Source organism: Halobacillus sp. Marseille-P3879 (genome assembly GCF_900240285.1).
Classification (GTDB): Bacteria; Bacillota; Bacilli; order Bacillales; family Halobacillaceae; genus Halobacillus_A.
This window is the reverse complement of the sequence record NZ_OESS01000003.1, coordinates 506,208-525,339: the sequence shown is the minus strand read 5'-3', so window position 1 is coordinate 525,339 and position 19,132 is coordinate 506,208. Positions and strand designations below refer to the sequence as shown.

Below are 19,132 nucleotides of genomic sequence, written 5' to 3'. Positions count from 1 at the left end.
CCTTCGATTTTTTAAATAGTATTGAAGTTTAGTACTTTACTATGCTTCCACGCTATTTTAACATATATATCCATTTGGAGATCAGCGGCAGTGAAAAAACCTGCAGGAGTCTTCCCTGTCCTATTTAAAACCTAAAACGCGGAATGAACAGGGACATTTAATCATCTATTATTCTGCTATTAACTTTATGAATTTTGCGTTCATATAATATAACAAGGAAGGTGAAATAGATTATGAATGGATGTTGTCCCAAATTAGAGAGAGTGCCGACTGTCTATTTACGTCCTAAGCGTAAAAAAAAGAAAAAGAAGAAAAAAGAAGACCCTAAATGCCTTAAAAAATGTCCACTTGGACCAGTGGTTAAGCGGCCGCCAGCCTTATACTTTAGAGTAAAGAGACCCTGTTAGTAAACGCATGAAAACGCTCCAGATGTTGTCCCTGGAGCGTTATTTATGTTTCACCCTTAGCAAGTCCGGCCCATGCTTAAACAGCATGATCAGTTGAGTAACTTTTGAAAAATATTATTACCCTATCCCATTTTCACAAAAATAAACACACGGAATGTACCGTGTGCCAAGTACCTCTGTTATTTGAAGTAGGACAACTCGTTACAGAATAATAAGATAATGCACCTCTCCCTTATTTATTTGGAAAAGGGGGTGCCGGCAGACTTAACTACCTTTAACATGTCTTTTGGAAGATCGATCCACGGATTACGATTTCCCTGAATTTCATAGATTGCCTGATTGCGGTGCAGCTCATACAACTCAGGTGGTTCTTTTTCATGCCATGTTAACAATAGATCCTGGTCAATCTCTTGCTTATATGAAGAGTCAATATGAGCAGGATACCTCAGTAAAAAGTACAACATGGCACGAGCTGCAGGTCCTTTTCCATGCTCTGGCTCAAACCGCTCATCTTCTGCTTTTCCGCAGTGCTCTTCAATACGATTTATCCCAGCATCATGGTTTGGGTAATCTTTAAAGTCATAGTAGGGATAATTGCTCCGAATGGAATTGCATACAGGCTCACACGTGAACAAGTGGTGTAGATCTCCACGCATAGGTTCTTCTCCATTAAACCACGATTGTGGAACAGCGTGTTCGCAATTAAATTTTAAATCACGAAGGATTGTGATTTCATTCAACCCTTCTTCCTCAACAGCTGCTTTTCTCTGCTTCACGATTTCATAATCTTCCTTAATGACTTGCTCTGCGTCGCGCCTCTCTCCTGAATAAATATTACGCAGCTGACCATCTGAACGTAAGTCGACCCAGGGATAGAGATATTCACTAGGATCATAGCTCACTGGATTGGTATGAGTATCCTTTACTACCCGCCCGATCGAATTAAGATCTGTCAGATCCACAGATTCATAGTACTCCTCGACAGCTTGCTCAGCCTTTTTCTCGTCAAAATAGGGCCTGTCCCCTTTTTCCAAGGCTGACCTTTCTTTCCTGACCTTATCTAGCAGCTGTTCAAATTGTCTTTCATTTGTCGGTCCCGAATAAAGGTTCACTCTTATTCCTCCTTACCCAGCATTTACGATATAATTCCTTTCTTTCCCTAAATAAAAACCCCCGTATGAGGGAGTTTTTAAAATACCTTCTATTTACCTACTTTTTTAAATACACGCAGCGTGTAATTCTTTAAATCAGCTTCAATACAGTCACTTTCTTCGACCTGCACATAACCGAACTGTTCAAAAATAGTTTTATAATTACGAGGAAACAAACGCCAGTTTTCCGCTTGCTCTGCTTCTATCGTTATAATGTAAGCTCGTGAAATTCTCGCTAACTCCTCAAATACCCACTCGCTATCTGGATGGAGGTGTTCCAGTACAGCCAAGGAGAAAACCAAGTGAAAAGAATTTGTACGCATCTTTGTAACAATGTCTTCAATCGGCGTGTGGAAAATATCAGCTTGTGCTGCCATCATGGGGTACGTCTTCTTCAAAGCTTCCACAGCTTCGTCACTAATTTCAATTCCGGAGAGCCGGTCGTAGCCCTGCTCATAAAGGTGATTTAAATTTCTCCCTACGTTACATCCTACCTCAAGAATACGACCTTTTTTTGCAATATACTTCTGGACATATTTAGTTAAGAACTCGCTTCGCTCTATTTTATTTGCATACCGGTCGGGTGTACTTGAGTTCATCCAGTAATCATGGATTTCTTGTATACTTTTTTTATCTGCCATAATATAACCCCCTTTTTTATTACAAGGTAGATTATTATATGAGCAATAGAATCATAGTGTATTGGTAGATGTCTTTGATGATAACAACCAATATTTATTCACCGAACCCATTCAACCAGGCCAATCATACTCAGCAATCCTAACAAGAAAGAAAAGGTAGCCCAGCGTTCATATCCGTGTCCGTGGGTCTCAGGAATTAATTCTTTGTATACGATAAATAACATAGCCCCAGCAGCAAATGCCAGTCCATAAGGCACAAGAAACAATGCTACATTTACAAGGCTGTACCCGATTAAACTGGATAAAAACTCAATCATTCCGGTAAATAATGCCAACCCTATTGCTGTCCATTTTCTAACATGCTGATGTACTAAAAATAAAGCAACCAGAAAACCCTCCGGTGCGTTTTGGAGTCCCATCGAAAGAGCAACAACCAACCCTAAGTGCTCTAGATCACTCCCCAGACTGGCTCCTACTGATAACCCTTCAGGTATGTTATGCAGGGTCATAGCCATGACCATCATGAGAGAAGAAGAGGGTATGCCCGCACCCGCCCTCTTATGATCAATATCCTCATGAGGGACCACATACTCCAATAAATTCAATAACACTGCTCCCGCCAGGACACCAATACTTAGGACATATAAATTGGTAAGCTTTAGAGAAGCAGGGATTAATCCATATGTAGATGCAGCCACCATAATCCCGGCAGTATATGCAAGTATACTATCCATTCTTCGATGTGAAATCGTTCCTATAAAAAGTACGGGAATTGCGCCTGCACCAGTAGCAAGAGCACATAACAACATTAAGAGTACGTTTGATTCCATAAGAAGCCTCCCGGAGAATAAACGTTCTCTCCACTATATGTCCAAGCCTTCCGGAAAAGACTCAGTAAGGCTCCTCGTTTTTTTTAAGGAAGATTTAACTGCCACGAGACTCCAAACTGATCAACAACCCAGGCGAACTTTCTGCTAAAGGAATAATCACCAAGCGGCATCAATTCGTCCCCGCCCTCTGCCAGGCTTTGATACAAGTGAGTAACCTCTTTCTCATTTTCACATGTTAAAAAAATTGAAAACGACGGAGTGAACGTAAAGTCGTGCTGAACATTGCTGTCAATACACATAAATTCCTGTCCTTTTAAAGCGAACACCGCCTGTTTCACGGTACCTTCTTCCCCAACTTCATGCGGTCCATACCGGGAGAGCAATTTAACTTCAGATCCCTCGATAAGTGAAGTATAGAAATGGATCGCTTCTTCCGCAGTTCCTTGAAACATTAGAAATGGCATTACATTTTTCATTGGCGGTCCTCCTTTCGTATAATTATAGTTTCTGTACAGCTTTCTGAAATCCTTTGAATCCTATAACACTTTTTCGACTTCTTCCATAATTTCTTTAATGATTTCTCCGGCAGCTTTTCTTTGACTTAATCGAGGACTCTGTCCTGACCAGAGAGACATAAAGTCAGGGTTATTCTGCTTAGCCGCTTGCTTTCTTATCCCTTTTGTTAAACGATTTTGTACAGGGTAATCAGGCAAATTAGATTCATAATCCTTCATTTTCTCAATAAACGCATTCTGTATTCCGCGGGCAGGCTTACCGCTGAACGCGCGAGTCAGGACAGTTTGACTTTCTTCTGCACGCAAAATGGCTTCTTTATGCAACTGGTGAGCACTACTTTCTGTACTGGTGACAAAAGCTGTGCCGAGCTGAACTCCGCCGGCGCCTAATACTAGAGAAGCAGCTGCCCCTCTTCCATCCATTATTCCACCCGCGGCGATAACGGGTATATGGACCTGGTCGACTACTTGAGGCACTAAAGACATCGTACCAATAAGGGATGTCTCAAATGAATGAATAAAGGTCCCCCGGTGACCACCCGCTTCACTTCCTTGAGCCACAACAGCATCTACTCCATGCTCCTCATTGACTACAGCTTCTTCAACAGTCGTAGCTGTGCCGATTACCTTTATCCCCCGCCTTTTTAAATCGTGAACCACTTCTTTTGATGGAACACCGAAGGTAAAGCTGCATACAGCAACCTGCTGCTCCACTGCCACTTCTAATTGCTTATCAAACTGGGAATCAGGAACTGAAGGGACTACGTTCTCTTCAAACTTTAATTGTTCGCGGAATGGCTCTAGTAAATCATTCGCTTCGTTTACTTCCTCTTCTACGATCTCAGGGAATTCAGGAATAAATACATTTACTCCAAATGGACGATCCGTTAACTTCTTGGCCTGAAGGATACTATCTTTCATAGCTTCCGCACTCATATAACCGGCCCCCAGCGTTCCAAGGGCACCGGAATTTGAGACCGCAGCAATTAATTCAGGGGACGTCACACCTCCTGCCATTCCCGCTTGAATAATCGGATAATCAATGTTCAAAAGCTCCGTTAGTTTATTCTTTTTCTCCATCAAACCAGCTCCTATTCTTTATGTTCTTACTGCTATCCTAACAAAGAGTTAGAACAGATAAGGAATTTCTTAACAAAATTTATATATTATTTCAAAGCATTTTTCCTTACGCATAATAAATACCGCCTTAGCCACAATAAAAAGGAAAATAAAAAGGAGTGAGCACATGGGAGTATTATCAGGAAATCCAAAGAAACAACCGCTTCATTACGGAGAAGTTTTTGGTATGTGGTCTTACCTTGTGACAATCAAAGGAAGCTATGCTGCATTCCAGACTTATATTAATCACGTGGGAGACAAAGAGTTAAAACAGTTTCTTGAAGAACTGACTCAGGGGATTAAACAAGAAACTGAAGGGATTGAAGAAATCTTAAAAAGCAATGGCATAGCTTTGCCTCCGACACCGCCGGAACGGTCATTAGCCGATTTAGAAGAAATTCCTGTGGGTGCTAAGTTCAGTGATCCTGAGGTCAGTGCCATGGTATCCGCGAGTATTTCTGCAGGACTTGTTGCCTGCAGTAAAATTATCGGAGAATGCACACGAGAAGATGTAGCGATGTTATTTGGTCAATATCATATGAACAAGGCACAATCAGCTGCAAAAGCTCTACGGCTGAACAAAGAAAAAGGTTGGATCATTTTACCTCCCCTTCACACTAAAGTTCCAAATCAAGGTTAAAACGGAAAGCCCCCTGAAGTTCAGGGGGCTTAATTATTAATCCTTATCTTTTTTATCTTTTTCTTCATATGGAAAAAGTTCATCAGACGTTTCTGCGGCGTAATTTAAGTCATTGGCTTCGCGCTCTTTCGGTTCAAATAATCCACTGGAAGCCACGTATTTATGAAAAATTAATTCGAATACAGCGACTCCAATGGCTGACAGCAGGGAAGCTGTGAAGATATCACCGGCTACCGTTAAAGCGTCACTCATGAAATAAATGACTGCAAAAGCAAGCACAAAATCAGAAATCGTAGCTACGGTATTGCTTGTTCGCGGCAAGATCATCATGTCACCAATAACGTAAGATAAAACTCCAAGAACCAAGGTAATAAGAAACACGTTGCCAAACGACATTTCATATCCCACTCCAAGAATAAGGAACAACAATGCTAAACAGCCGATAAACTTGGCTGCCATGTATTTTGCATGTTTCACAATTAACACCTCCTCTCTTTTATCATTTGTAAAAAGAAAGGAGATATACAACAATACAAAATTTCACTTTTAATAAGAGTTTTAGTTTATAAGCGTACATGGGAGCCGCATTGCCGGGGATACTAACCTGAACAAAAAGTTCATTGGAGGACCTGTCATGGCGGTATACGAACTGATCATCAGACTGGCCATTGCTTTTTTCACTTTGCTGCTGTTAACAAGGATATTAGGCAGAAAAGAACTAACTCAAATGACATTTTTTAACTTTGTCTCGGGGATTGCCCTCGGCAATTTAGGTGTCTCTCTGGCCATCAATCCTTCCATCAGTGTAAGAAATGGACTGATAGGGTTAATTTTATGGAGTTTTTTCACTATTTCAATGGGGTTATTGGATATTAAATCAACAAGGATGAGGGTAGCATTAGACGGACAGCCGTTGATTCTTATTAAAAACGGGAACATCATGGAAAAAGAATTACGCAGGGCCAGACTTGACATCGATGAATTAAAAGCATTGTTAAGAGAAAAGAATGCTTTTTCGGTTTCAGAGGTGGATTATGCCATTTTTGAAACCAGCGGTAAGCTGTCAGTATTAAAGAAGGAATACAATCAGCCTGTAACTAAACAAGAGATGAATGTTATGACTATTCCTTCAGCATTCTCCCCTGTTTCAACCAAGGTTATTGCTGATGGACGAATGAATACCGCCAATTTACACAAACTAAACCTAACCAAACAATGGGTTGAAAAACAAATTAAACAAGCTGGTATCCCTTCTGTGTCCGAAGTATTTTACGCAGAACTGCAAAAGGACGGTACACTCTATATCGCCCTTAAAGAATAGGAGTGAAGAAAATGGCAAAAAAGAATCAAAAATATACAGATTTCGCTAATGTTGAGACCCAAAAAAACTTCTTAACGGCAGAAGAATTCCCAGAAGGCTCCTTTGGGCACCCGAAGGGAAAAGAAGACCCTGTGGAAAATAAAGACACGCCCTGGGAGGATGGCCAACAGTATTACAGCAACTTCGCCTATGAAAACCGCAATCTCCACCAGGACTTACCAAGACAATATCCGGGAGCTCATCCCACTCATGATGACAAAGATGAAAAAAGTGAAGATCCATATAACACTTCACCTAACGAAAACAATAGTCAAATGGAATAAATCAGGCGAGATTACCTCTCGCCCTCCTTTTTTAATTCCTTCAACGGTTTAGTTGCGGGGCCTTCAATCACCTCTCCCTCAATAGTAAACCGGGACCCGTGACAGGGACAGTCCCAAGACTGCTCTGCTTTGTTCCAATTCACCTCACACCCCATATGAGTGCACGTCGTGTCGACTAAATAAACACGACCCGTTTCATCTTTGTAGGCACCTGCACGTTTTCCATTCAATCGCACCACTGCACCTTCTCCAGGTGATAGGTTCTCTGGCTCCATCTTTCTGCTTTCCAGCTTCCCTTTTACAAACTCTTTAGCCACGTCTGTGTTTTCCAAAGCGAAATTTTTCGCCTGCTCCACACCGGGCCTTCTTAATGGAGAAAAAAGTTCCGCATATGGATTGGCAGATCCCTGGATTAGATCACTAATTACTTTGGCTGCAATCGTACCATTTGTCATTCCCCACTTTGAAAAGCCGGTGGCTGTGTATTGACGAGGGTTATTCCTGCTAACAGGACCTATATAAGGAACCTTATCAAGAGTCGTTAAATCTTGAGAAGACCACCGATGGGTGACCTGGTCAGTATTAAAGTATTCCTTGGAATAAGATTGCAGCTTTTCATAACATTCTTTCGTGTTTTCCTTCTGTCCGCTCACATGACCTTCTCCTCCTACGAGAAGAAGCATTTCCCCTTCTTCGCTGACATAATGTCTAAGAGACCTCTTTGGGTTCTCCGCATTTAAGTACATTCCTTCTGGCACAACTTCATTTGTTGGTAATGCGATTGAATAGGAGCGCTCTACATGAAGTCTGGAAAAATACATCCCCTCAAAATCCTTAAATGGAAAGTGGGAAGCCATAACGACATGATTTGAAGTAACCGAGTTTCCTTCTCTGGTAATGACACTAAGGAGCTCACCTTTCTCCACATCTGACGCACGCGTATTTTCAAAAATAGGTGTGTTGTGTTCTTTTAAATATTGAACCATAGGATGTAAATATTTTACAGGGTGAAACTGGGCTTGCTCCCTGATTTTTATTGCTGACGTCACTTCAAATGGAAGTTCCACGTTTTTTACGATTCCTCCATTTATTCCAATTTTTTCGTAGGCTTCAGCTTCTTTATAAATTTCCTGTTTGCCCTTATCCGTAACACTATAGACATAAGCGTCCTGCCTCGAGAAATCACAATCGATATTCAGTTCTTCCTGGATTTGCTCGATCAGCTTCAACGCATCTTCATTCGCCTGATAGTACAGCCTTGCTTTATCCCGTCCAAATGTTCGAATGAGATAATCATAGATTAAACCATGCTGTGAAGTAACCTTAGCAGTGGTATAGCCAGTCGTACCTTCCAACAACCTGCCGGCCTCTAGTAAAACCACTTTATAACCTTGCTTCACTAATAAATAAGCGGTTGTAATACCGGTAATTCCTCCTCCTATGACGGTTACCTCTGCAGTTAAATCCTTTGTTAAGGAAGGGAACGTTTCTATGTCAATATCTCTCCACAGTGAGTTTGTTTGCATGTTTGGACCTCCCTCTTTCCTAAGTCTCACCGTCTACCCTTATAAAAAAGCAAAGAGCCGCCCTTCTACCTTTCAGGGCAGCTCTTCCTTACGCTTCTCTCCTTACATAGCTGCTACGTTAAGAAAAAACATGTCGCCAAATTTTTTTATTTGGTAGGTGGAGTACCGTGAACGTATTGAGGTGTCGGCTTAAGTTCCTGCTTTCCTCCGTGTGCCTGTGGTTCCTTCACGTAACCGAATTCACCATTTCCATCTGGTGTTTTACCAGATGTCCAACTTCCTTCAGTGCTCTCTTCACCCTCAGAAAAATTGAGCAAGTCATAGGAAAATTCGGTTGCTTCCCACTCTTTTGGCACCGTGCCTGGAACTGTGGTACCGTGCTCTTCTTCTAACTCTTTAAGAGCCGCAATCCATTGATTCTGATGCATCGTGTCTCTGGCAAGAAGAAAGGAAAGCATTTCTTTCACGCCACGATCGTCTGTCATCTCATACAATCGAGCAACCTGGAGCCTCCCTTGTGACTCAGCATTTAAGTTTGCTCTCATATCTGTTATGAGATTGCCACTCGCCACAATATACCCAGCATTCCAGGGTACACCTGTACTATTCTCCGGCATTGCTCCTAGCCCTGAAACGATGGCATGATGCGGATTCATTCCTCCCATGATCGCGCCAATCACAGGATCCTCTGCTGCTTTCTCCTGCTCATGAAGAGGCGCATCGTCTAAAAGCCTTGCAATCATTGTAGAAATCATTTCGATGTGTCCAAGTTCTTCTGTTCCTGTGTCCATAATCAAATCTTTATAGCGTTCATCACCGCGTGCGTTCCACCCTTGAAATAAGTATTGCATCGCAACGGATATTTCCCCAAACTGTCCGCCTAATATTTCTTGAAGCTTTTTTGCATAAACAGGATCCGGACGTTCAGGCTTTGCATGATACTGTAGCTCTTTTCTGTGGAAAAACATTGAGATCAACCAACCTTTCTAATATAAATTTTTCAGGATGATTTTTGCTTAGGGTGAATAGATACTCTCGTACATTTGTTCTCCTCATAAACAACCAAATATGGTTTTTCTTCTAAAGGGAAGTATTCTACTCGAATAGGGTTAATCCTTAAAATATTTAATAACTGCTCCTCACTAACCAGGTCGTTTAAACATAGGCACACACTGCCCTGCTGTTTATCTTCCATTTCAGTAGCGCTCTTTGGGTAACCTTCTGATTTGAAAGTTTGAAGTCGCTGCACAGTTACAACCCCTAACTGTTATATCGAGCACATTCAAAACTGCTATTTCAATAACAATCCCCTCTTGATCCGCAAACCAAGAGGGGATTAAATCAAGAGCTTAAGAAGATTTCACCCAGTAAGCTGCTTCATTCTCTGAAGGAGAAGGCGGGAACTGATCTCCTTCATTAAGATTGATTTCTGTATTATCCTGTGCAGAATTGCCGTTCTGCAGCTTGTCTACTTTATACTTACCGCTTTCTGGAGCTTTTTCACCTGTTTTATACTGTTTGTTATTTGCCATGATTAAGCACCTCCGTTATAATTTTGGTAAGAAATTGTTTATGCCAGTAACCAATTTCTTAGACTTTTACATTCGAGTCGCTGCGGCTGTAATTATGAGCTGCGATTGGATCCGCTGCTTGAATTACGGCCGCCTTTTTGTCCAATTTTTTCATAATGTTCTTCACCGTATTTTTCACTGGTGGTCTCCCCACCTTTTTGACCAATGTTCTCAAAGTGTTCCTGGTCATATTCCTGGCTGGTTGTTTCGCCGCCTTTTTGACCGATATCTTCATAGAATTCCTGGCCGTGTTCTTGAGAAGTGGTTTCTCCACCTTTTTGACCGATATTTTCAAAATGTTCTTGATCGTATTTCTGACTTACTTTCTCTCCGCCTTTTTGGCCAATATCTTCATAGAATTCCTGACCATGTTCTTGAGAAGTGGTCTCTCCACCTTTTTGACCGATATTCTCAAAATGTTCCTGGTCATATTTCCGACTTACTTTCTCTCCGCCTTTACGACCTGCTTCTTCTCTGCTCATGTTATTACTTTGATTGTTCTTAGCCATGCTATCTAGCCTCCTTTAAAATCTTTTTATGTTACATAGATAAACATTCTCGTTTTACGGGGCAGTTAAACAATAAATTTCCACTAACCTCGATTTGAAACATTACCGAAATATTGGTAATCAAAACTTAAAGAAAATTGTTAATCACTTCCTATTGACTTAATATTACATCCCCTGTTGTATAAAGACACAATTCTTTGGACCTAACTCCTTCCAACCTTCTCTATAAAAGCAATGCAGTGATTTCATAGAGTATAATTTACATATTTTCCCTTTGTTTAATAGACTTAAGTATTATATTAATATAGGAAAATAGATTCTTTTCTTCTTGAGTTTAGCCTCATTTTATTTCGTGAATGGTTAAGAAAGCCAGAACAAAGGAGGAACTTTAAAGTGTTCAAGATTTTACCAAGTAAAGATCCTTCAATCATTGTACTCGAGGTTGAGGGAGAAGCTACAGGCAGAGATGCTAAGAAACTGGATGAGTATGTAGGTGAACACTTTAAAAAGGAAGAAAGTTTTAATGTAATCGCGCATATTCAAAATCTAAGCGGAGTTACACAGCAAGGTTTTCTTAAAGGAATTAAAGTAGATGCTAAACGATGGAAGCAAATTAAGAAGTTTGCTGTAGTCAGTGAAAAATACTGGATTACATCTCCAGCGAAATTGGCGGATTATCTACCAGGGATAAATGTGAAGGTGTTTGAACCTAAGGACCAAGAGGATGCTTGGAAATGGATCAAACAATAAAAGAGTTGGGACTGAACTGAATAAAGCATTAAATAATCCGAACGGTTTTGTTGAAATCAGTTCGGATTATTTTATTTGCCAATAAAGGGCTTTGGCCATCGCTCCGTTAAAACACTTCGCTTTTTCGTGGGCTGCGGGATCTTCGGCTCGCGCTGTTCCCCTATGAGTCGACGTATTTTGACTACGCTAATGACCTGCGTTTATATGATTCAATTTATATTGTCGTTATTTGATGTCATTGCTGGACTTATGTCTCATCTCTTTGCTTTATCAGCTTAACAGGCCAAAATAAAGCCCGTTTGGAAGGAGAGTAGTGAAAAAGTGGGGCATCTTTGGCCATCTCTTTATAAGTAAACGGGGTTAAATTGTACGACTGGATTGCTGCTTCAGCTTGTTGAATCTCCCACCTTGTATGATGAATGCCTACTTCGACAAGATAACGCCCAAAAGGGCTCCAGGCGTAATATCGTTCCAACAGCCAATACTCAAGCGAGTCTTCTTTAGGAATGTATACTTCTGAAAGAGGTCGATAGGAACCTTGAAGAAGAGCTCCCGTCTTACTTTTGCGCTTACTGTAAAACTGAAATTCTTCTCCTTTTTTATCCATATCCATCACTGCATAATAATAAGGCAGGGAAGTCGTTCTTGCTCCTATTACAGCAAGTATTTTGCTTGCATCCAGGCTGAAAAAATAAAGACCGGCGACCCCATTTCGTTTTACGTAGGTCCGCACATTCAATTCCAGGTATGTATGTACGGAAGGAAACGTCGGCAATCCTCTAAGGTGCATATCATTTACTTCAAACGGAAGGATTGTAATCCAGGCCTCTCCTTTAAAAGTATCGATGGACAGACCCTCAGGGAGATAAGACTCTACTTTTTCTTTTTCTATAGGAAGATGGATAAATAGGAGGTTGTCCCATTTCTGTGTCATGATCCATGGTCCTTTCGGCAAAGGAGAGCTTCTATGTCCTTTCTGTTCAAGTATCTGTTCGTACATACTACCTCCTCCTATTAAGAAAGGTACGCTATGGATGGCATAGCGTACCTTTCTCAGTCCGCAAATTTTAGTTGTTTCCGTCTCCTTTAGAGACTTCACGTACAATACCAGCAGCTGCTTCGTCTATTCCTTGATATCCAATGTCACCAAGAGTGACGACTCCTTTGACTGCATCATTCTCTACAATTAGAAGCCGCTTAATTTGATGCTCCTGCATAAGACGCGCAGCTTCTTCTACCTCCATGTCCGGATAACCTGTAATGACCTTCTCTGTCATTATGTCTTCTGCTTTAATTTCTCCAGATGAACCCTTCGCCAGACCTTTAACGACAATATCCCGATCTGTGACAACCCCTGCATACTTATCTCCTTCAGCGATAGGGATAAACCCAACATCTTCGTCTCTCATATGCTTTGCTAATGTCGCCAGATCATCAGAAGATTTGCAAGTTTTAAGACTTGTAGTCATCACATCTTTTACTTTACTCATTATCCATCCACCTTTCTTTGAGAAGTAGAAATGTTTTCTATAGTTTTGAAATTTCCATTTATTGTTCAGCTTAAACCTTCTCAGAGGAATATGGATGTTTTTTCCTATGGTTTTAGGACCAAAAGGAGCTTAAGCAAGAAAGACCATAGTCCTTTTTTAAGTAAAATCTGTTTAACGTCACCATTCTCCGGAAAATAAAGAATCAACTATTAATAAGAGGAGTGAGAAAGAATGAACCATACAAAAGCTTTACTGGTTAAAGGATGCATGACGATATTTGTATTGTTTCTTGTCTTAAGCTTAAGCTATGGCGTTTCCTTCTTTAGTGTATTGCTGTTAAGCATTGTTCTTTGTGCTGCTTCTTATTTATCCGGAGACTTATTGATCCTGCCTCGCACTACCAATTTAACGGCAACAATAGCCGACTTTGGTCTAACATTCTTTGTTGTTCTTGCTGTCAGCGCATGGATTTTCACACTAGATGGTTCCGTATTTATGGCTTCCCTTATTTCAGCGGGGATTATGGCAGCAGGTGAGTATGGGTTTCATCTCTTTCTGGCTTCTCACATCCTGCCGCCTAATAATCAATTGCGCACGAGTGAATATTATTGACGGCGACTTAAGCAACGAAGCTTCCTCTTCGTTGCTTTTTGTTATAGAGAGGTGAGATAAGCTTATGAGGAAAGACACCTGGTTAGGCTCAATTTGTCTATCTTTAGCAGCCAGTATTTGGGGAGGAATGTTTGTTGCCAGCAAACACGTATTAGAGTTCATTCCTCCATTTACCTTAATGTATATTAGATACTTAATTGGATGTACGCTGCTATTCAGCATCATTAAACTGTTTAATAAACCTTCTGTTACTAAAACAAAAAAAGACTGGGCCTTGTTTCTATGGATTGGTTTTATAGGATATTTAATAACGATTTCATTTCAGTTCATTGGAGTGGATCTGGCTAATGCTCATACTGGATCGCTGCTGACGGCAACTACTCCCGTTTTTCTTGTAGGCTTTGCCAGACTGCTTTTAAAAGAAACTATTACCTTTCGTAAGGTCACAGCTTTAATAATGGCCACCGTTGGAGTAGTGATTGTAATTGAGTGGGATACCGAGATGAGTTCTTACCTGACAGGCAGTATCATTCTCGTGGTAGCTGCGATTTCGTGGGCGCTTTTATCCGTTTATGTCAAAATTGCTTCTAAAAAATTTTCCTCCCTGGAAATTACAGCGTACGGAATCTTTTTTGGAATGCTCATGACTACTCCTTTAATGATATGGGAGCTTCAGCATAACAGCATAACGATTGAGCATATATCCATAATCACCGGCATTCTATACCTTGGAATTGTTTCAACCGCCGGAGGCTTTTTCTTCTGGAACAAAGGAATGGAATTGATGGAGGCAGGAGTTGGGTCATTGTTCTATTTCTTTCAGCCACTCACTGGTGCTGTATTCGGCTGGTTGTTATTAGGAGAATCCTTGAGCGCCAACTTTTTTATTGGCTTTATTCTTATCATGGGCGGCATTGCTGTCATAACCTTGCAGCCCCAAAAACACAAGTCTGTTAAACTAAGCGAAGCAAAATGAGACACTTGGTTTCTGATCTCATTTCCTCTGAGAGTATACGTGGTCTTTTCTTTCATTTTTTCAGTCGTATCTTAATAAAAATTAAGTAATGGCTTCCTTATGTTTACAATAGCAGCCTTTAAGGAGAGTATCATATAACAATAGGGGCAGGCCGCTGCTCCCCTATTGATGGTTACTTCATCACTAGGCCTCCATCAACGATTAAGTTTTGACCGGTGACCGCGCGGCTCCATGGTGATGCGAAAAATAACACGGCATCGGCTGCTTCTTCAGGAGTTGTCACTTTTTGCAAGGGGGTGTTTTCACTAATGATATCGAATACTTCATCAGGAGTAGCGGAACTGGCATCTGTTTTCCTCAATAACCCCCCTGATACCATATTGACCGTAATTCCGTGCTCCCCCATTTCCTTGGCAACATTTCTTGTAAAACCAAGCAGGGCCGCCTTACTGGTTGTATAATCATGATAAGGTACAACTGGGTTTTGTACCAAATTCGTTCCAATATTAATGATGCGCCCGAATTGGATTCTTTTCATTTCTTTACAGGCCGCCTGGGTCGTATGAAGAGAAGATTTAATGCTCCCTTCCAGTTGAGTGTGATAGTCTTCCCAATCCACATTTTCTGCCGATTTGTTATTGGCTGCATCAAACTTAAAGTCTATCAGTGCATTGTTTACTACTGTAGTCACAGCCTGACCAAAATGATCTTTCGATTTTTTAAAAAGCTCATTTACCTGCCTCCTGTCAAGCACATCTGCCTGCACAGCAACAGCACGATCTCCGATAGTTTCCACCACTTCTCTAGCTTTACCCTCACTTTTATTGTAGTTTACAATCACACGCGCCCCTTCACGGCCAAAAGCTTTGGCAATTTCCGCACCTAAACCTCTGCTTGCTCCTGTTACTAACACCACTTGTTCTTTAATTTCCATTATTTTATTACCTCCCTGTTAATTTTTAAAAAACAGGATCACTTAAAGCGGCTCTGTTCCCTTTTCCATACCAGCATTTCTCTAAGCCACAAGCTCTCCTGGTAACTTTATTATTACTTCATTATAAATGAAGCAAGCAACGATCGAAAAACATGTTATCTGTTTTGAGGAAGAAACTACAAAGCCGTCTCGGAACAGCCTTCCATCTGACTTCTATTTCACAAAAAAACACGAGCCACTTTTATCCCCGGCTCGTGTTTCTATTATTACTGCCACCTTGTATTACTTTTAACTTTGAAGAAGGCTTGTCCTCTGCTGCTGTTTCAAAAGCGGCGATCGTGGCGCCTGCTCCTATTGTGAGCGAACCGTCTGCTTCTACTAAAAATAAAGTTCCCGCTTCTTTGACGGTAACAGATTTCACGTTATGTTTGGCAAATACTTTTTGCAAATCCTGAATCAGTTCCATTTTTCCGTGCGTAAATGTCATGAATCGTTCCCCCTATTCTTGATTAGTAGTAGGATATGTAGAAACGTTAGTAAACATGCTTTAAATAATATATATCGAATCTTCAGCAGCTTGTGTTCAATGAACATAAAAAAACCTCTCGTCACTTCACGAGAGGCTCTTTAAACTTACTCTTTTCTTATATTAAACTTCCAGGCTTTGTCTTTATCGATCATCTTCTTCGCAGCGTAGATTAGTATAAATTGAATAAAGATAATCGGGATGCCCATAAGTCCTGAAATCACCTCTAGAGGAGGAAGACCGCCAATCCGCATAAGAAGCAGAGCAAAAGTTGTAATAATCGCTGCAATAACAATCCGTAATGTCTTTGGTGGTTCAAATTTACTCATGTCACGTGTACTCGTATAAGCGGCTACCGTATAGGTAGTAGAGTCAAGTGTAGTTGTTAAAAACACGAGGGCGACCACCATGAAAACCACAATAGCCAATCCACCAAGCGGGAGCGTTGCCAAAATCTTAGGGATGGCAGCCATCGGCTCCTGATTCTGTACAAACTCAAGGATAGCCATATCTTCCATAAGATAGCGGTGAACTCCTAAGCCTCCAAGAACGCCTGTTGCTACCCATGAAATTAAAGTCGGGGCCATGAAATAAGTTAAAATCATCTCTTTAATTGTGCGGCCTCTTGAGATCTTTGCAGCAAATACACTATGAAGCATGGCCCAGGTCGCACTATAAGCAAACCAAAATACCGTATTACTTTGAATATGCGTGGTTTCAGCAGGAGTCACAGCTTCAGTATTTAAGGAAATGTCTAAGTAATTAGTCATCAAAAATGAAACACTTTCCGTAAAATAGTCGAGTATAAAAACTCCAGGACCAGCCAGGACGATAAAAACCGCAAATAGTCCAGCCAAATACATATTGAACGTACTTAAGCGCTTTATCCCTTTTTCCACACCCAGGTAGGCACTGACAGAAAACATAAACACCCATACGATCGTAACCAACAAAGTCATGCCGAATGTAACTTCAATCCCTAACAGGGCAGAGAGGTTATGTGTAATAATCGGTGCTCCTAGTCCGAGTGTAACTGCCGCTCCTGCCAAAATACTAATAAGAAAAATAATATCTAATAACTTTCCGCCAATACCATCCGTAAATTTATCACCAAAAATCACACGTGAAGCCTCTGAGATTCTCATCAACGGTTTTTTACGTACGTGGAGAACGTACCCCATCGCCGGAGCAATCATCACAAAAATCGCGAAAACTTGAAAACCCCATAGGAACATGCTATAGGCGTTTCCCCATAACAATGCTTCCGCAGAGCCAGCCTCAACACCAGTTGGCGGATCGTTCGCTACCGAGGTCCACTCAAGCATTCCTGTCCGCATTATAGTGGAACCAACCCCCATTGCTACAAGGATGGAAGCATACTCAAACAAATTAAAGCGCGGTTTTTCTGCTGGGTCACCAAGCACCACCTGTCCATATTTGGAGAAGGAAAGGAACAACCCTGCCGCCACCAGTATAATGCCGTACCATAGATAACCCCAGCTAAACACCTCTACTATATAATCAAAGATCGAGTTAAGCAGCTCTAAAGATTCAGCCTCATATAAGGCAAATGGTATGCTGATCCCAATCATGATGATTAACGATGGAATAAAAATACTATAGTCGATTAGGTTTTTCTTTTTCATCCAACCCCTCCTCAAATGTTTTTTAATGAAAATACCATCCAGGTGTATATGTCCGAAATCAACCCCTGGTAAACATAATTAGAAAAATTGGTTGAAATTGTATTATATAAATATAACAAACTACTGCCTTGTAAATAGGATCTAACCTTCCCCCTGCAGGCAGAAGATTCAAATGAGCCCCATAAAATCACAGAGATTTTCTCTTAATCTGTACTAGTATACGAATAACGTCAGAAGAGAGACGGCAATGCCAATCAAACCAAGCAGAAAACTATAGGGCAGGTTTTTGACCACAATTTCATATGGATTCATTCGCAATGCGACGGATGTCATCGTCACGATTAAACCGTACGGAGCAGAAGGAACAGTGGCTATAGCACAGCTTGACAGCAGTACGGTTAACGTAACGGTGGGCAGTGCTTCTATCAGTAGCTCACTCACTCCGCCAAAGATCCCCATGGTCGCCAGGGGGTGCACCCCCAGCAGCGTCATAACCAGGAAGGCCGCCTGTATGAAGAACATGATCAACAGCGGACGTCCTTCCAGGGCCACAATAGGATCCTGTAAGTATTGTAAAAAGGGTGAAGCATTTAACGTCTCTGTCAAAAATGATAAGGAAAGCAGCAGGACGATAAAGTTACTTAAGTGATTAGTCTGTTGTTTCCACGTCGGCCAGCCAATTTGGAAAAAACTTCTTATACGCTTCATGAGTACTGCCCAGAGAAATGCAAATGGGAAAATCGCGATCGTTACGGCAAATAAGAAATCAAACTGAATCACATTTGCTAAAAACACAACGACGATCAGGAATGAAAGCAGTGCGGTAACAAAATGAATCAGCTTTTTCTTGTTTTCACCTATATTTTGTTTTGGAGGCATATCCTCCTCAATTTCGTGTTTGCGAAACATCATTCTCCCTATGCTGGAATCCATAGCAAATCCGAGCAGTGCGATAAGCAGCATCCATGGCAGAACGACTAAATAGTTTGCTCCTGTAATAAAAATCGACGTAGCTAATAATATTTCAAGCGGGCTCCAAAGCAAAGCTAAAGAATACCCCCGCAAGGTAGACATAGCAATAAAGCTGTTTTTGACTTTTCTTCGCACGTTTTTTATTTGGTCTTTTAACAAGTCCTGGGAGATCGTTGCTGACGATAAGTTTAAAAAGGCCGCCAGTGAAATCATTGTTACTTCACTACGTACATACAACGCGCCCATTCCCTTAACGTTGCCACCTAATAAAGATTGAAGCAATTTATTATAGCGGCCGGCTTTTACGACACTATTCATCCACGGCAGCATGGATAAAAGAAACAACAGCCCGATGTTCCCCGCGAAAAAGGAAGGAACAGACGCGATTGAGACATCATCACTGGAGAATAAAAAGATGGTTCCCGCAGTCAACAGGATGATCCCAAGAATCTTAAACACACGGTCTGCTCTAGGGAAGTTGATGGCCACCATCACAATTCCGAGCACCCCAATAACGGAAAAAAGTACGGGATCAGCCCAGAATACATGGATAACATTTAATAAAAATACAAACGAATAAAACAGATATAATCGGTTAGCAACAGGTAGTGGAAGCACAAGCATTCTCCTATTCGACGGTCGTCATTTATAGAATCTTTAATTACAAAAGGAC

At 41.1% G+C, this 19,132-nt stretch carries 23 protein-coding genes; 6 read left to right on the top strand and 17 right to left on the bottom strand.

Annotated elements, in window-relative coordinates:
- Nucleotides 1-643: 643 nt before the first annotated feature.
- The 5 genes from C1A12_RS16970 to C1A12_RS16950 form a co-directional block, all read right to left on the bottom strand.
- Nucleotides 644-1,519 carry an endonuclease I family protein gene (locus tag C1A12_RS16970; RefSeq protein WP_235001650.1) on the bottom strand — a complete coding sequence of 292 codons (876 nt, stop codon included), beginning with the start codon at nt 1,517-1,519 and terminating at the stop codon, nt 644-646.
- 89 nt (nt 1,520-1,608) lie between these two features.
- A complete protein-coding gene (locus C1A12_RS16965; protein WP_200816610.1) occupies nt 1,609-2,199 on the bottom strand; it encodes a bifunctional 2-polyprenyl-6-hydroxyphenol methylase/3-demethylubiquinol 3-O-methyltransferase UbiG in 591 nt (196 codons plus the stop codon).
- A gap of 98 nt (nt 2,200-2,297) precedes the next feature.
- On the bottom strand, nt 2,298-3,029 hold the full coding sequence (locus C1A12_RS16960) for a ZIP family metal transporter (RefSeq protein WP_101845727.1): 732 nt from the start codon (nt 3,027-3,029) through the stop codon (nt 2,298-2,300).
- Nucleotides 3,030-3,112: 83 nt separating this feature from the next.
- Nucleotides 3,113-3,505 carry a VOC family protein gene (locus C1A12_RS16955; RefSeq protein ID WP_101845725.1) on the bottom strand — a complete coding sequence of 131 codons (393 nt, stop codon included), beginning with the start codon at nt 3,503-3,505 and terminating at the stop codon, nt 3,113-3,115.
- Nucleotides 3,506-3,565: 60 nt separating this feature from the next.
- Entirely contained in the window at nt 3,566-4,624 is a 1,059-nt protein-coding gene (locus tag C1A12_RS16950) for a nitronate monooxygenase family protein (protein ID WP_101845724.1), read from the bottom strand.
- Nucleotides 4,625-4,790: 166 nt separating this feature from the next.
- Here C1A12_RS16950 and C1A12_RS16945 point away from each other — a divergent pair, with 166 nt between their 5' ends.
- Complete coding sequence (locus C1A12_RS16945; protein WP_101845722.1) at nt 4,791-5,303, top strand: DUF3231 family protein; 513 nt, start codon at nt 4,791-4,793, stop codon at nt 5,301-5,303.
- A 36-nt stretch (nt 5,304-5,339) separates the two neighbouring features.
- On the opposite strand, the gene C1A12_RS16940 is transcribed toward C1A12_RS16945, so the two are convergent.
- A complete protein-coding gene (locus C1A12_RS16940; protein ID WP_235001649.1) occupies nt 5,340-5,780 on the bottom strand; it encodes a YndM family protein in 441 nt (146 codons plus the stop codon).
- Between the two features lie 157 nt (nt 5,781-5,937).
- On the opposite strand from C1A12_RS16940, the gene C1A12_RS16935 reads away from it, so the two are divergent.
- Nucleotides 5,938-6,624, top strand: coding sequence for a DUF421 domain-containing protein (locus C1A12_RS16935; RefSeq protein ID WP_101845720.1), 687 nt, complete (start codon nt 5,938-5,940; stop codon nt 6,622-6,624).
- An 11-nt stretch (nt 6,625-6,635) separates the two neighbouring features.
- Nucleotides 6,636-6,947, top strand: coding sequence for a hypothetical protein (locus tag C1A12_RS16930; RefSeq protein ID WP_101845718.1), 312 nt, complete (start codon nt 6,636-6,638; stop codon nt 6,945-6,947).
- An 11-nt stretch (nt 6,948-6,958) separates the two neighbouring features.
- Here C1A12_RS16930 and C1A12_RS16925 read toward each other — a convergent pair whose 3' ends face one another.
- The 5 genes from C1A12_RS16925 to C1A12_RS16905 all read right to left on the bottom strand — a co-directional run bounded on the left by C1A12_RS16925 (nt 6,959) and on the right by C1A12_RS16905 (nt 10,553).
- Entirely contained in the window at nt 6,959-8,473 is a 1,515-nt protein-coding gene (locus tag C1A12_RS16925; RefSeq protein WP_101845716.1) for an FAD-dependent oxidoreductase, read from the bottom strand.
- A gap of 146 nt (nt 8,474-8,619) precedes the next feature.
- Nucleotides 8,620-9,441, bottom strand: a complete 822-nt coding sequence (locus C1A12_RS16920; RefSeq protein WP_101845714.1) for a manganese catalase family protein — start codon at nt 9,439-9,441, stop codon at nt 8,620-8,622.
- A 32-nt stretch (nt 9,442-9,473) separates the two neighbouring features.
- Nucleotides 9,474-9,722: a hypothetical protein gene (locus C1A12_RS16915; protein WP_101845712.1), complete on the bottom strand. Its 249-nt coding sequence runs from the start codon at nt 9,720-9,722 to the stop codon at nt 9,474-9,476.
- A 100-nt stretch (nt 9,723-9,822) separates the two neighbouring features.
- Nucleotides 9,823-10,005, bottom strand: a complete 183-nt coding sequence (locus C1A12_RS16910) for a YjzC family protein (RefSeq protein ID WP_101842646.1) — start codon at nt 10,003-10,005, stop codon at nt 9,823-9,825.
- 92 nt (nt 10,006-10,097) lie between these two features.
- On the bottom strand, nt 10,098-10,553 hold the full coding sequence (locus tag C1A12_RS16905; RefSeq protein ID WP_101845709.1) for a general stress protein: 456 nt from the start codon (nt 10,551-10,553) through the stop codon (nt 10,098-10,100).
- Between the two features lie 393 nt (nt 10,554-10,946).
- Between C1A12_RS16905 and C1A12_RS16900 the strand changes: the two genes are divergently transcribed.
- Nucleotides 10,947-11,303 carry an STAS/SEC14 domain-containing protein gene (locus C1A12_RS16900; protein ID WP_101845707.1) on the top strand — a complete coding sequence of 119 codons (357 nt, stop codon included), beginning with the start codon at nt 10,947-10,949 and terminating at the stop codon, nt 11,301-11,303.
- Between the two features lie 247 nt (nt 11,304-11,550).
- Here the strand turns inward: C1A12_RS16900 and C1A12_RS16895 are convergent, their stop codons facing one another.
- A complete protein-coding gene (locus C1A12_RS16895; protein ID WP_101845705.1) occupies nt 11,551-12,303 on the bottom strand; it encodes a YqjF family protein in 753 nt (250 codons plus the stop codon).
- Nucleotides 12,304-12,370: 67 nt separating this feature from the next.
- On the bottom strand, nt 12,371-12,793 hold the full coding sequence (locus tag C1A12_RS16890) for a CBS domain-containing protein (protein ID WP_101845703.1): 423 nt from the start codon (nt 12,791-12,793) through the stop codon (nt 12,371-12,373).
- Nucleotides 12,794-13,024: 231 nt separating this feature from the next.
- On the opposite strand from C1A12_RS16890, the gene C1A12_RS16885 reads away from it, so the two are divergent.
- Nucleotides 13,025-13,405, top strand: a complete 381-nt coding sequence (locus C1A12_RS16885) for a DUF2512 family protein (protein WP_101845701.1) — start codon at nt 13,025-13,027, stop codon at nt 13,403-13,405.
- 64 nt (nt 13,406-13,469) lie between these two features.
- Nucleotides 13,470-14,381, top strand: coding sequence for a DMT family transporter (locus C1A12_RS16880; RefSeq protein WP_101845699.1), 912 nt, complete (start codon nt 13,470-13,472; stop codon nt 14,379-14,381).
- 172 nt (nt 14,382-14,553) lie between these two features.
- Here the strand turns inward: C1A12_RS16880 and C1A12_RS16875 are convergent, their stop codons facing one another.
- The 4 genes from C1A12_RS16875 to C1A12_RS16860 all read right to left on the bottom strand — a co-directional run bounded on the left by C1A12_RS16875 (nt 14,554) and on the right by C1A12_RS16860 (nt 19,077).
- Nucleotides 14,554-15,315, bottom strand: coding sequence for a 3-oxoacyl-ACP reductase (locus C1A12_RS16875; RefSeq protein ID WP_101845697.1), 762 nt, complete (start codon nt 15,313-15,315; stop codon nt 14,554-14,556).
- Between the two features lie 241 nt (nt 15,316-15,556).
- Nucleotides 15,557-15,802: a hypothetical protein gene (locus tag C1A12_RS16870; RefSeq protein ID WP_101845695.1), complete on the bottom strand. Its 246-nt coding sequence runs from the start codon at nt 15,800-15,802 to the stop codon at nt 15,557-15,559.
- A gap of 146 nt (nt 15,803-15,948) precedes the next feature.
- Nucleotides 15,949-17,487, bottom strand: a complete 1,539-nt coding sequence (locus tag C1A12_RS16865; protein WP_101845693.1) for a BCCT family transporter — start codon at nt 17,485-17,487, stop codon at nt 15,949-15,951.
- Nucleotides 17,488-17,700: 213 nt separating this feature from the next.
- On the bottom strand, nt 17,701-19,077 hold the full coding sequence (locus C1A12_RS16860; protein WP_235001648.1) for a hypothetical protein: 1,377 nt from the start codon (nt 19,075-19,077) through the stop codon (nt 17,701-17,703).
- Between the last annotated feature and the right edge of the window lie 55 nt (nt 19,078-19,132).